The sequence below is a fragment of the Lysinibacillus sp. G4S2 genome, assembly GCF_030348505.1.
Lineage (GTDB): Bacteria > Bacillota > Bacilli > Bacillales_A > Planococcaceae > Lysinibacillus.
Genome location: NZ_JAUCFJ010000002.1, coordinates 2,036,654 through 2,049,617 on the forward strand (window position 1 = coordinate 2,036,654; position 12,964 = coordinate 2,049,617).

The following is a 12,964-nucleotide window of genomic DNA, read 5'->3' on the forward strand; positions in this document are numbered from 1 at the left end:
AAATAATATGAAGCCTCTTACGGTGCAGGATTTAACAGTCATTACTGCAGGCCGATTAGTGCAAGGGTCGAAGGAAGTGTTAATTCAACATGGAGCTTATCGACTGAAGCAAGTGAAAAGACCAAATACCTTACTTTTTATGAGTAAGCGTATTGTCAACTGGAAAGACTTAGAGCCATTTTATCCTATAGTCCTTGTAACCGATAGACTATACAGTCAATATGTAATACCTGAGCAAATAACCATCATTAAAGTAAATAATATAGATGAGGCATATTGGAAATTCGTAAATTATTATCGCAATCAATTTGATATCCCTATCGTAGCCATTACTGGTACTTCTGGTAAATCGACGACAAAGGAAATGATCAAACATATACTTTCTAATGAAAAAAATGTAGTATCCACGCCACTTAGTAGTAATTCTAGAACCGCTTCTTTGCAATATTTACTGAATATTGATGATGATACCGACGCAGCTGTTTTTGAAACTGCTGTTGGTTCACCGGGGGACGTCCGAAATGCAGGGGAATACTTCAAGCCTACTATTGGGATTATTACAAATATAGGAGCACATCATTTAAATTATTGCAAAACTTTAGAGGGGTATATCCAAGCAAAGGGTGAAATGTTGGACATTATTAGTCCTACAGGCTCATTAATCCTTAATGCTGAGGATATCAACATAAATAAAATAGATTTATCGAAGTTTAAAGGACGCATCATTAAGGTAGGTAAGCATGAATCTTGTGATTTTCGAGCAAGTAATATCCGCTACCACAATAATGGTATGCTGTTCAACGTCCATCACAAGAAGAAACTCTATGAAATCTTTGTACCAGGTTTTGGCGAGCATCAAGTATATAATGCCCTTGCTGCTATTGCAGCTATTTATGAAATGGATTTGCCGATTTCGTTGGCAGCAAAAAGACTGCCATCATTCAAAAAATTGAATAAGCAACTTCAAGTATTTAAGGGCATTAATAATTCCGTATTAATAGATGATACATGGAATATTACGACAACTTCTTTGGAGGCAGGATTAAAGGTTTTGAATGCTCTCGGAGAAGGCAAGAAAAAGATTGCCATTCTTGGAACGATTACAGATTTAGGGTCTTGGGGATATATTATTCACGAGCAAGCAGGAGAATTAATCAGTCAAATTGGGGTCGATGTACTCATTACGATAGGGGAACATGCAAGCATTATGGCGGTTCATGCCATTGAGGCAGGACTTACTTCACCTGTTTATATCTTTAAAAATAGTACGCGCGTCTATAAATTGTTAGATGAAATTGTAGATGAAAACACTATTCTTTTCATTAAAGGAGATATGTACAGTAGGGAAGTTTCGAAGTTGGCAGATGATTTAAAAATAAAAAAATCATCTACTTCTGATTAGATTCTTCTTATCACCTAAATAAATGTTATTTTTCATCATTTATTAGATTGAGCATGCAAATAGCCAATTGCTAAGAAATGTAGAAGCATGGTCATATATTAGCTCATTTATACAGAAATATACTTTATAGAAAGGGGGCGTAGTTAACTTGCAACATATAAGTGTTAGCGATATAAGAAAAATATTGCATGGAGAATTAATAAGCGGCTCTGAACTCTGGTCTGTAAAACATGCAATTTATTATAACCGACATGAACTGACACAAAATCATACACTTATGTTTGTTAGTAAAAATGATACAATCAACTGGCAAGAGATAGATCGAAAGGGCCCATCTCTAGTCATTTCGGATAAATCATCAGAAGAATTGAAAAAATCGCTGAAGAATACGACCGTTATTCGCGTTAAGAGTATTGTGCAGACCTATTGGAAATTCATTGAATATTACAGAAATCTATTTCAAATACCAGTGGTTGCTTTAACAGGAACGTGTGGTAAAACGACAACGAAAGAAATGATTAAACACATAGCTAGTAAGGAATGGAATGTTCAAGCATCTGTGAGCAGTAAAAATGAGCCACGGCAATCTTTACCGTACTTGACTGGGATCGATCAGAAAACAAAAGCAGCTATCTTCGAATTGGGTTTGGGAAATGTAGGGAATATAAAACACCAATGTATGATCTATCAGCCTACGATTGGTATTATTACGAATATAGGTGTCCATCATTTAGATGGATGTAATAATCTTGACGGCTATATAAAAGCAAAGGCAGAAATTTTAGAAGGAATCAGAAAAGGTGGCACGTTAATCATTAATGGTGATGATGAGAACATTAAAAAAATCCCCTTGCATAAATTTACAGGGAAGATTATTACCTTTGGCGTACACGAAAAGTCAGATTATCAAGCGACTAACATTCAATTTACAAAAGATGGCATGAAATTTGTACTAAACGTGTCCAATGAAAAGTACAATTTATTCGTTCCAGGATACGGAGAACACCAAGTATATAATGCATTAGCGGCTATAGCTGCCGTAAAGGAAATGGGACTGTCAATTGCCTGCGCTATTTCGCATTTAAAAACGTTCAAAACGATGGCAAGACACCTAGAGTTTTCAACTGGTATTGGGAATTGTACTATTGTAGATGATACATGGACAAATAACCCGACTTCTGTTGAAGCAGCTTTAAAGGTATTAGATTCGATAGGTAAAGGGAAAAAAGTAATTCTTATTTTAGGTGACATTAAGCGATTAGGTAGATTCGAAGAAAAATATCATCGAGAGATTGGCACAATGGTCTCGGCCAGAAATGTTGATACGCTTATTACGGTTGGCAAAAGAGCAGAAAATATTGCGAATCAAGCGTTGAAGGAAGGAACGAAGGCAGAGGTTCATAAGTTTACTAACGTGACAGGAGTTTTAGATGTACTTAAGCCTAAGCTTGATAGTGATACAATTGTCCTTATTAAAGGTCCCATGTCTAGTAAATCCATGATTGAATTTGCGAATCAGTTAAAAAATAAATAATAAGCTAGAAAAAAGAGACTGGGACATAACTGGTTAAAACCTTAAAAAGCGCGAGAAATCAATTTTAGAAACGTTGATTTCTTGCGCTTTTCTGATGTGAAATTTTTTCATTTGGCTTTAAAAATTTACCTAAGTCTCAGCCTTTTCATAGGGTTGAAAAACAATAGGCTCACGGGAAACTTTGTGAATGTTGTGGCACTTTAAATGATGGAGATTTCCGTTCCAAGCTATTCACTTTCTTAAGGGCGCGATTCTTGGCATTTTATTACTGATTCATGATGCTCTCGGCATTTTATCAGCGATTGGCATTTTGGAGCATCTAGCCTCTTCCTGAGCTTTTGTTGCGGCTACCACTCCATTTTCGCGCAGAAAACAATTGTTGCTGAAGTTTCGTTTTTATCACTATATATAAGAGTGACATGCCACATGCTATGTGAAGCGGTTAATTGGAGTGGAGGTTGGACGCCCGCAGGAAAGCGCTCAGTCGGAACGGAAATCAACCCGACGTTTTACCGAAGAGACACACTTTATTTAATAGGACACCTTAATTTAATTGCCATAATAATTTTTCAACAACATGAAAAAGAAGTATCCTCAAAATAGAGGAATACTTCTTTTCTCATTTATACTATTAAACATTTCGGTCCATGTAGATACAAATTTAAGGCATTAGAAATGATTTTATTGGTAGAAAGCAGAGTTGAACTTGCTTAAAACACACGTTTGGCTGTAATATAATGCTGTTTATAATAGTCAACCATTAGTACTCTCGTAGTAACACCATCAGAATTCGGAATGATGAGACGAGAATCTCCTGCATAGATAGCTACGGATGATGGAGTTTTAGAGCCTTTCACACTATTAAAGAACACCAAATCGCCCTTTTTTAAATTGGTACTTGAAACCGTTGTGCCAACGTTCATTAGTTCTTTTAAATTGGTTGTACCAAGTTTAATTCCACTCTTACGATAGATAAAGTCTACGAATCCTGGTGCTGTAAAGCGTAGATTTGATTCGTTATTCGTTGAGCTAATTGTTACTTTATTTTTATAATTAAAGGCGTTTTCAACAATTTTATCACCTTTCGTTGCAGGATTAGCTGAAAGTAAAGTAGGTAATACTCTGCGGGCAGTTACATAACTATCTTTGTAATAAGGTTTACTGTTTAAATCAGAAATAACAATGTTTTGCTTAGAATCAGCCATGTGAATCATTTTATTGTCGCCAATATACATACCCACATGATCAGGATCTGTCCCTGTCTTTTTACTCTTAAAGAATAGTAAATCACCTTTTTGTAATTGATTTCTCGCTACGTATGTCCCTTGCTGCATCATATAATCTTCATTATAAGTCCCAAGATCAACACCGTTCTTCTCGAAAATGTACATTAAAAATGAAGCGCAAGAAAACTTATATGGATATGTAGGCTTGTATTGAGTATTACTGTATGTCGCCTTACCAATTAAGCTTTTTCCAGTTTGAATTAATTGATCCGCTTTCGCAGCAACAGCCTGTGCGTTATTTTGAGCATTTGTTGTTGCAGCCTCTACTTCTATTGGATGGACAGCTGGTTGTACCATTCCCAATGTGCTAAAACCTATCGTCAATGCTAATGTTGTAGTTAAAAATCGTTTATTCATGTTGTCAATTACCTCCTGAAGCTATTGTTAGGATTAAATCCTGTTTTGGCTTGCCTTGGAATTAATCGTAGCATGAAAAAGTAGGGCTTCTTCGAGGTAAATGTTACCACGCTTAATTGGAATAGGCTTTAAACACTTGATATAAAAGGCTTCATCGCGGGAATTTACAGTTTCATTACAAATGTTTCAGTAGGATGTATTATGTGTAGATTGAGGATCAACTGCCTCGAAAATGCTAGAGAAATCACTAACATTTTCGAGGCAGTACAATGAGGGCTCTTTTAAATTTCTTGAATCATCTCAACTCTATTACCAAATGGATCTCTAAATTCAAAGCGTTCAAAATGAGGAATAGGAACTGAGTCTAATATTTCTATATGATGTTCAGCTAATACTTTTTTCCAATAATCTATATTTTCAACTTGATAGGCAATATGAGCTTTTGTCGTTAGTCTATCAAAGTCATCCTCTGTTCCTACATGTACCTCTTTATTGCCGACCTGTAACCAAAATCCACCTCGACCTTTTAGAGAATCTGGTTTTTCAATCTCTTTTAACCCTAACGTCGTACAATAAAAATGTTTGCCCTGATCTTCCTGACCTTTTGGAATAGTTATTTGAACATGGTGTAAGCCAATAATCATTTTTTACTCCCCCTTAAATTAATGATTCTATACTTATTTCTAGAATGAAAATGTTAAATCCTTCAAATTCTAGTGATTTGTCCGAAATGAAGTTTTAATGAAACCAGTTAGAAGGATGAGGGAATAGGCCCATAGCAGCCATGAAGCAAAATAGCGATCTAAGTTAGCTGGTAAATTCGTAAAAATAGTATCAAAAAATAATAATACGACTGCATCGATGAGCATTCCTGGTAATGCGATGCAAATTGCTGCTTGTAGTTGTTTTGAGCCCGATTTCTTTTTTAGAGAATAGATTGGGACAGTTACTAGCCAAATGAGCGGAATAGCCAAAATGTAAGCACCTATCATGAGGAAAGGTTTCTCAAGGATAAAAAAGTACTGTCCCATTAATCGAAATACAGCACTTGCTATAAGCCAAATCCCAAACCCCCAACATAAAAAGAATCGCATAGTGGTTCCTCCTCAAATTATTTTCCTAGACGATACAATGTCTGTAGAATTTTTTCTAATTGTTGATAGAGTGCATCTATGTCGAAGTCATCTCGCATCATCACTTGTATAGCTAGACCATCAATAAGGGCGTTAAAAAAAATACTCCAAGTATCCATCGACACGCCATCAATTGGCGATGTATCCCATAATTTTTTTAAACCGTCACTTAAATGTTCATTTTCGGTTGTTAAAATTTGTCCAATCTGCTGTCTAATTGACGGATTCGTGAAGCCAAAGACGATTAAGGTAAAAAATAATTTATGGTAAAAAGTATCATTATCATAACGACTCTTTGCAGAAATAAGCGCAGATTGAATCATCTGTTGATCGATTGCCAAAATCTCATTCCAAGAATTTTCACAGATGTCTTGAATAATTTCTAGAATGATATGTTCCTTTGTTTTGAAATGATAATAAATGGTTCCCTGTGTCACACCAGCTTGCTCGGCAACAGCCTTTAATGTAAATTTTTCAATTCCTTTGTCAACTAAACTTTGCTTGGCAGCAGTTAACAAATCCGACTTTTCGATACCAGTAGGTTTTGCCATTCATGTACACTTCCTTCGTTATTAGTTAGTTGGATAACTAACTCTAAAATAACAAAAAATTCCTTTATTGACAAGTGCATTTTCAAACGTACGGATAGACTGGAAGAAGCGATGGATCGATTGAAGGGCTTTTATTATATGAAAAATTGAATTGTTGAAATAAGTGGAGCAATGTTGATTAGAAAAGATAACCTTTCAGGTGTGTTGATTAACCATTTTTATCCACCTTGATTAAATTAGAAGGATCTGATTTCCGCTACGTGCTACTCGCTTTGTTGCTGTCGCTTCGCTTTCGCACAGATAAAACAATTTGTCGCTGACGCTTCGCTTTCGCACAGATAAAACAATTTGTTGCTGTCGCTTCGCTTTCGCACAGAGCAAGGCTTCATGCTAGAGAGCGTCGAGTAGCCCTACACTACAAGCTCTTCATCATTTCTTTGATAGAAAGAGCTTGTATTTCGATAAAAGCCCAAATAGTTTCGATAAAATGAGATTTTGTTTCGATATAAGCTCAAATAGTTTCGATAAAGAGCGATTTTGTTTCGATAAATCTTCAAAGTATCCCTATAAAACGAACGAAAGTAGCTTTAGCGATTCTGTTTTGGGGCTCGACACTAAATATAATTTCCCTAAATAATCTCTATCAATCTCTAATATAATTGAAGTATTATCTATTCTACTTTATTGGAGGTGATAGAATGTGAAAGAAAGGGAGGATAAAGATATGTTAGAAGTTCTAAAAGAAGAAAAATTCGATACAAAAGAAAAGATTACTAAAAGATATGATCTTGATAGTGAACGAATTAAGGAACTTGTAGCAAGTAAAAAAACTGTAATAGTCAAGAATGGAGTTATGCAAATTAATCCTTCTCATCCTGATTATGACTTTTGGATGGAGGATTGACTGATTTATGAAAGCAAGAGACATATACAGACTTAACCATCCTTACGAAGAAGGACGTGGTGATAAAGTTCTCACTCCTTGTTTTTGTTTTGACTTCTACGCCTAAAGAATTACTTGCATTAAAAATAACTACAAAACCGAGACCTCAAAATAGAGTAGAAATTAGATATTGGCATGAAGCTAATTTAGAATGTGAGTCATATGTTCAATGTGACCGATTTACACCTTTTATTTTAGATGGGGAAGTAGAATTTATTGTGATGCTAGAACAAAGTGATTACGATAGAGTTGTCTTGAAATTTAATGAATTTTACCCTATCTTAAATATGCAAAAAGAGTATGAGGAAAGTTTAAAACGTACATAGCATTTAACTAACTAACTAACTAACTAAGAAAATAAACTATTATATACCAACTTTCCCCTTCTATACTTTGGAAGGGTTTTATTATTTTATTTCTCAAAACAATTAGATACTTAAAAATAAAAGAAGAAGCATGCGAAATTTTTGGTACGCTTTTTTTGTTTGTCCAAAAAATGAAAAATTATAACAAGTTACTAAAATGACTTTAAAAATTGAATCTATTACCAATAGATAATCGCAGGAGTGTTGATTAATCTTTTAGGCTATTGATGTATACACAAAGCTTTATGGTCTAATAATAATAACGGAATAATAAGATATAGATACAACTTGGAATTTCGATTTGTTTAAAAGGGAAGATTGGTGCAAATTCGACGCTGACCAGCAACTGTAATTGGGAGCACGTTTCAAAAACTGTTACGACTTGTAATGGGAAGGCTATCTAATACAACCGAAAAACCTATGCGGATAGGGGTGTTGAGTGTGACTAGAGAAATTCTTCTGCATGCTTATAGTACGATGGTTGCTAAGAATGTAGCTTTTATTACGAATAGAATGCTTAATTCGACCTGGCGATTACCGTAGTATGTCGTGTATTTGCCATAGTAGACCGTTTTTTAAAGAGGAGGAGTGTTACACATGAATCCACAAGTAATCGAGTATTATGAAAATCTGTTAAAATATGAAATCATGCAAAAGCAGTATACAAACGCTTCTCAAACGTTATGGGAGCTAGTTGAACAGTATGTTGGGCAGGATGCTGTTCATAAATATGATATTCTAACAGCTTATTCGAATGTAATGAAAGAACTAATTGGATAAAATGTAACTTTAATCAGTGGAGGGTTCTTCATCCCACTGATTATTTGTTACGGGCCGTTAATACTACTTAATGTTCACCATTTTGATGGGGCATTAAGTAGTTTTTTTATGGAGCGAAGCGGCACATCGTGAAAGTGTCCAGTCGGAACGGAAATCAATCTCAGGTTATCTTTGTCATAAAAAATCCTATAGGACTTCATTCTTATTTCACTTTTTCTCTATATAATAATTTTGCGCTTATTATTATAGATTGGAGAATTATTCATGAAAAACCCGCTTTATCAGAGTTTTTGGCGAATGCACTTTTATGCCGCATTATTTATTACTCCACTGCTTATTTCGCTAACACTCAGTGGTATAGGTTATCTATTTTATACCGATGTTGAAGATCATTTATATGATAACTACTTTTTTGGTGATAGTGGAAAAACCGAAGAACTATCCATTGACGAGGCTGTTAAACTTGCAGAAGAATCATATGCTGGCTATAAAACAAATAAAATTATTGAGTTAGAAGAACCATATAATACACGTTTAACGATGAAAAATGCAGATGGGGAAGAGAGATATGTGTTCTTAGATGATCATAACCAAATTATTGGTGGTCAAGATGCTGGTTACACATTTTCTAATATTATGAGAAATTTGCATAGTTCTTTATTTATCGGAGGAACTTTTGTCAATTATTTAGTAGAATTAGCTGCGTGTTGGGCTGTTTTTTTACTGCTTTCAGGCATATATATGACGTTTAAAGCAAAACTACTAAAGAAAACAAAGCAGACAAACAAACGTCAAAAAAGTAGAAAATTTCATGCGCTTATTGGGACAATTATTACGATCCCGATGCTTGTTATTATTTTCACAGGCTTACCTTGGTCTGCGGTGATGGGGAATTTTATTTACCAAGCTTCACAAGATCATCCGTCTTTCGGCACGCCATTATTGCAGCAACAGCCACCTACATCTGATGTAAGTGAGATTCCTTGGGCTACTCGTAAAGAAACCCCTCCAACGTCAGATTCAGGACATGCAGCACATCATGGTATGAAAGAAAGTACGGTCTGTGGTGCTAACCCTTACCAACTAAGTGTAGAAAAGCTACAACATGAAATTGATGCAATGAATATATCAAAACCTTACGCGATTATCTATCCTACTAGTGATGTCGGTGTCTATACAGTTGCAAAGTCTAGTAACACAGGTGTAACAGGCCTTGATGTTAGCCCGTATGATGAAACAACGATGTATTTTGATCAATATAGTGGGAAGTTTATTGACAAGGTTGACTATGAGGACTATGGCATTCTTGCGAAATGGTTCACTTGGGGAATTCCTTTACATGAAGGTCACTTGTTTGGCTGGCCAAATAAATTAATCAATTTACTAGTATGTGTAGCATTTTTAGTGGTTATTGCTTGGGGAATTAGAACATGGGTACTACGCAAGAAGAAAGATCATCTTTCTGCACCACCTAAAATCTCTCAAAAAGTATCTATTCCTTTTATCATTTTCATGATTATTTTAGGTATTCTGATGCCACTATTTGGACTTTCTTTAATAGCTGTTGTACTGATAGAAATAATCATAAATTTGGTATCTAAAAATAAAAAAGAAGTCAATTAACATACTAAGCGATACTGTTTCCTCCATTAGATGAGGAATGCAGTATCGCTTTTCTTTTTCTAAAGCCAGCCTTTCTCACTTGCAACTTGTGCAGCTTGTTGTCTAGATTCGACATGTAGTTTTTGAATGGAGGTTGATAAATAGTTTCGAATAGTACCTTTCGTTAAAAATAATTTTTTACTAATCTCATTGGTTGTTAGACCTTCTTTTACGAGCTGCAGAACAGCAATTTCACGTTCATTTAGTGGATTTTGTTCCTTCATAAACAATGTAGCAGCTAAATCTCTGCTGACTACCTTTTCACCATTCATCACTTTTCTAATTGTTTCAATTAAATAGTCGATCGGTTCGTCTTTTAGTAAATAACCGTGAACCTCACAATCCATCGCTTTCTGTAAGTAGCCAGGGCGTGCAAAGGTAGTGACAATCATCACCTTGCATGGTAAATTTGCTTGTCTAATTTTTTCAGCGAGCTCAAGTCCAGTAAGATTCGGCATTTCGATGTCCAATACACAAACATCCGGTAGCTCTTGTTGAATATATTCCCACGCTTTTTGACCATCTGAAACTTCTGCGATCACTTTTATATCAGGCTCAAACGACAACAAGGAAGCCAAGGCACCACGTAACATTTGCTGATCCTCTGCTAGTAATACGCTTATCATATATTATGTTCCTTTCTGTATTGTTGGATAGGTAGTGTTAACGTCACAATCGTTCCAGCTGTCGCTAAATTGTCAATGGACGCACTTCCTTGAAGGGCATTCATTCTTTCTTTCATCGATGATAATCCATTGCCATGGCCTTGATTATGTAAGCCCACACCATCGTCAAAAATTTTAAATGTTAATATTCCATTTATATAGTAGATATCTATTTGGCATTTTTTCGCTTGACTATGTTTAATAATATTTGTAGTTGCTTCCCGAAGACATAAGGACAGCATCGTTTCTTCCACACTTGCTAGTAGTAGTTTTGGGCAATTATTTTTAATTTTTATGGAAATATCTGCTGTTTGTAAATGCTGTTGACAAAGTATTAGCTCACTCTCTAACGAAATAAAATTCATATCGGACACTAATTCTCTTACTTGCTTAAGTGCTGTCCGCGTTGTTGCTAAAATCTCATTTAACTCTTCTTTAACACGCATAGTATCTTTATCGACTAATTTTGATGTTAGTTCTGTTTTTATTTTAATCATTGTCAATGTATGACCAATCGTATCATGGAGGTCTCTAGCAATACGTTGTCTTTCTTCTTGCTGTACAAGCTGAGTATTTACCTCTGTTAATTCTGTCTGTAGTTTTTTTGATTTTTCTACATAATAGATTAGCATTGGAAAAAGTAGCTGAATGATCATTATTGGTATTAAAACTTCGGTTTCTAATGTAAAAGATGTTCCAGGTTCAAACCAAATAACTATAAAAAACATAAGGGCAATTGCAAACATTCCTACTGCAATATGCCACTTAGTTTTAGCTCTTCCAAGTAAATCAGCAAATGTAAATCCAAAAACTAACATAGTAGAACCTTCATAAATACCTAGTATGACAATAAGAGTAAAACCTATTAAAGAAGCTCCAAGTAAACGCCAATCTTTAAACCATAAAGCAATATAGAAGGCTACTAAAAATAACATTAGAATTATTACTTTAGCAAGTAATGATAATTGAGAATCTGATCCTAATACCATGGTGCATAAAAAAATGAGCGTTACTACATCGATAATTAGATAATGCTTTGCTTGATCTCTTGGGTAAATTTTTATATGCTACACCAACCCTTATTGATTATTTACGTGTGATAGCTTGAATGGTATTTTTACGAACCCATTCCAATGGTCCAAAATGAAAGTGCTTTATGCACATATGGGCAATATAAATTTGTAGGAGGGAAATGGACATCCAAATGGCAATAATTTCAATGCTATTCAACTTTCCTCCTAAACCTAAGCCCCAGCCATAGAAAATGATAGATGCCATAATATTTTGAAGAACATAGCAACTTAAAGACATTTTGCCGACGTTTCCAAGTTTCTTCCATAACCAATCTGCCTTCTTGTATTCTATCAGCTTACCTAATATACCAATATAACCAATTGATAGGATAGGAGCAAATAAATAGCGAACTGGGAAATCAAAAGTTCCTCCAGGAATAAAAATAAGAAGATTCAATGGGATCCCAATATAAATACCGATAGAAAATAGCCTTTTTCGGACTTGGCGACCATGCTCACTTTGAGAAAATACACCGTTACGCATAAATTTAACACCAAGTAAAAATAAGAAGATGTTCATGGGAATAATAAAGATTGCTTCTGCTCTATAGTAGAGAAAATTTGCTAAGCGATATTGTATTTGTTCAAACCAAGTGCCGTTTTGATAAAGTGAAACGACCGAATCGCTATCATAGAGTACACTGGCACCTTGCAATGTACTTAATAAAATGAATAGAATCATGATGGCATGAAAACCACCGAACACATATAAACAACGATTTATCGCTTTATCACCAGCTTTGACGATAAAGGCAACGATAATCCCTGTCACAGCATAGCTCATTAAAATATCGTATTCCATAACTAAGGTAAAATGGATAAGCCCTTCCGTAAATAAAAATACAAGTGTCCAAATATACATACCTGGCCAAGCATTTCCTTGCCGTTTGGACAGTTGATATTTTAATTCTAGACCAACCCCAAACATAATTGTTAACAATCCAAGTAGCTTGCCGTTTACTAAAAATAAAACTGACATTCGTAAAAAGTCATTAAATGACCACCAGCCTGAATAATTACTTGTCATAATAGCAGATGCCTCACCAAGATAAGCAAAAATCCAAATATTTGTACCAAGCGTACCTAATACAGCAAAACCTCGTAATATATCTATTAACGGTAGCCTTTGATTATTTTGTAGCATGTTTCAAATCACTCTCTCTTTGTTTTCTTACTTAAATCATATGGAAAATCAAAGGGAAAACATATTCAC

The 12,964-nt window shown here is 35.0% G+C and carries 14 protein-coding genes and 1 riboswitch; of the genes, 6 read left to right on the top strand and 8 right to left on the bottom strand.

The window, feature by feature from the left end:
• Positions 1-7 precede the first annotated feature (7 nt).
• Positions 8-1,402 carry a UDP-N-acetylmuramoyl-tripeptide--D-alanyl-D-alanine ligase gene (locus QUF91_RS10400; RefSeq protein ID WP_285397249.1) on the top strand — a complete coding sequence of 465 codons (1,395 nt, stop codon included), beginning with the start codon at positions 8-10 and terminating at the stop codon, positions 1,400-1,402.
• Positions 1,403-1,550: 148 nt separating this feature from the next.
• Complete coding sequence (locus QUF91_RS10405) at positions 1,551-2,936, top strand: UDP-N-acetylmuramoyl-tripeptide--D-alanyl-D-alanine ligase (RefSeq protein ID WP_285397250.1); 1,386 nt, start codon at positions 1,551-1,553, stop codon at positions 2,934-2,936.
• A gap of 710 nt (positions 2,937-3,646) precedes the next feature.
• On the opposite strand, the gene QUF91_RS10410 is transcribed toward QUF91_RS10405, so the two are convergent.
• The 5 genes from QUF91_RS10410 to QUF91_RS10430 form a co-directional block, all read right to left on the bottom strand.
• Complete coding sequence (locus tag QUF91_RS10410; protein WP_285397251.1) at positions 3,647-4,579, bottom strand: C40 family peptidase; 933 nt, start codon at positions 4,577-4,579, stop codon at positions 3,647-3,649.
• A gap of 281 nt (positions 4,580-4,860) precedes the next feature.
• Positions 4,861-5,223, bottom strand: coding sequence for a VOC family protein (locus QUF91_RS10415; protein WP_285397252.1), 363 nt, complete (start codon positions 5,221-5,223; stop codon positions 4,861-4,863).
• 69 nt (positions 5,224-5,292) lie between these two features.
• Positions 5,293-5,673, bottom strand: coding sequence for a DUF5367 domain-containing protein (locus tag QUF91_RS10420; RefSeq protein ID WP_289417719.1), 381 nt, complete (start codon positions 5,671-5,673; stop codon positions 5,293-5,295).
• Between the two features lie 17 nt (positions 5,674-5,690).
• Positions 5,691-6,263 carry a TetR/AcrR family transcriptional regulator gene (locus tag QUF91_RS10425; RefSeq protein WP_289417720.1) on the bottom strand — a complete coding sequence of 191 codons (573 nt, stop codon included), beginning with the start codon at positions 6,261-6,263 and terminating at the stop codon, positions 5,691-5,693.
• Between the two features lie 231 nt (positions 6,264-6,494).
• Entirely contained in the window at positions 6,495-6,644 is a 150-nt protein-coding gene (locus QUF91_RS10430) for a hypothetical protein (protein ID WP_289417721.1), read from the bottom strand.
• 343 nt (positions 6,645-6,987) lie between these two features.
• Here QUF91_RS10430 and QUF91_RS10435 point away from each other — a divergent pair, with 343 nt between their 5' ends.
• The 4 genes from QUF91_RS10435 (at position 6,988) to QUF91_RS10450 (ending at position 9,974) form a co-directional block, all read left to right on the top strand.
• Positions 6,988-7,167 (top strand): hypothetical protein, encoded by a 180-nt coding sequence (locus QUF91_RS10435; RefSeq protein WP_289417722.1) that lies wholly within the window; start codon positions 6,988-6,990, stop codon positions 7,165-7,167.
• Between the two features lie 59 nt (positions 7,168-7,226).
• Positions 7,227-7,532: a hypothetical protein gene (locus tag QUF91_RS10440; RefSeq protein ID WP_289417723.1), complete on the top strand. Its 306-nt coding sequence runs from the start codon at positions 7,227-7,229 to the stop codon at positions 7,530-7,532.
• A gap of 306 nt (positions 7,533-7,838) precedes the next feature.
• A riboswitch (cobalamin riboswitch) is annotated at positions 7,839-8,006 on the top strand.
• Between the two features lie 162 nt (positions 8,007-8,168).
• Complete coding sequence (locus tag QUF91_RS10445) at positions 8,169-8,351, top strand: hypothetical protein (protein WP_285398711.1); 183 nt, start codon at positions 8,169-8,171, stop codon at positions 8,349-8,351.
• Positions 8,352-8,615: 264 nt separating this feature from the next.
• A complete protein-coding gene (locus tag QUF91_RS10450; RefSeq protein ID WP_285398710.1) occupies positions 8,616-9,974 on the top strand; it encodes a PepSY-associated TM helix domain-containing protein in 1,359 nt (452 codons plus the stop codon).
• Between the two features lie 59 nt (positions 9,975-10,033).
• On the opposite strand, the gene QUF91_RS10455 is transcribed toward QUF91_RS10450, so the two are convergent.
• The 3 genes from QUF91_RS10455 to QUF91_RS10465 all read right to left on the bottom strand — a co-directional run bounded on the left by QUF91_RS10455 (position 10,034) and on the right by QUF91_RS10465 (position 12,895).
• Complete coding sequence (locus QUF91_RS10455; RefSeq protein ID WP_285398709.1) at positions 10,034-10,639, bottom strand: response regulator transcription factor; 606 nt, start codon at positions 10,637-10,639, stop codon at positions 10,034-10,036.
• Entirely contained in the window at positions 10,636-11,613 is a 978-nt protein-coding gene (locus QUF91_RS10460) for a sensor histidine kinase (protein WP_289417724.1), read from the bottom strand. Before QUF91_RS10460 ends, QUF91_RS10455 begins: the two co-directional genes overlap by 4 nt.
• Positions 11,614-11,764: 151 nt before the next feature.
• Positions 11,765-12,895, bottom strand: coding sequence for a DUF418 domain-containing protein (locus QUF91_RS10465; RefSeq protein WP_289417725.1), 1,131 nt, complete (start codon positions 12,893-12,895; stop codon positions 11,765-11,767).
• Positions 12,896-12,964: the final 69 nt, after the last annotated feature.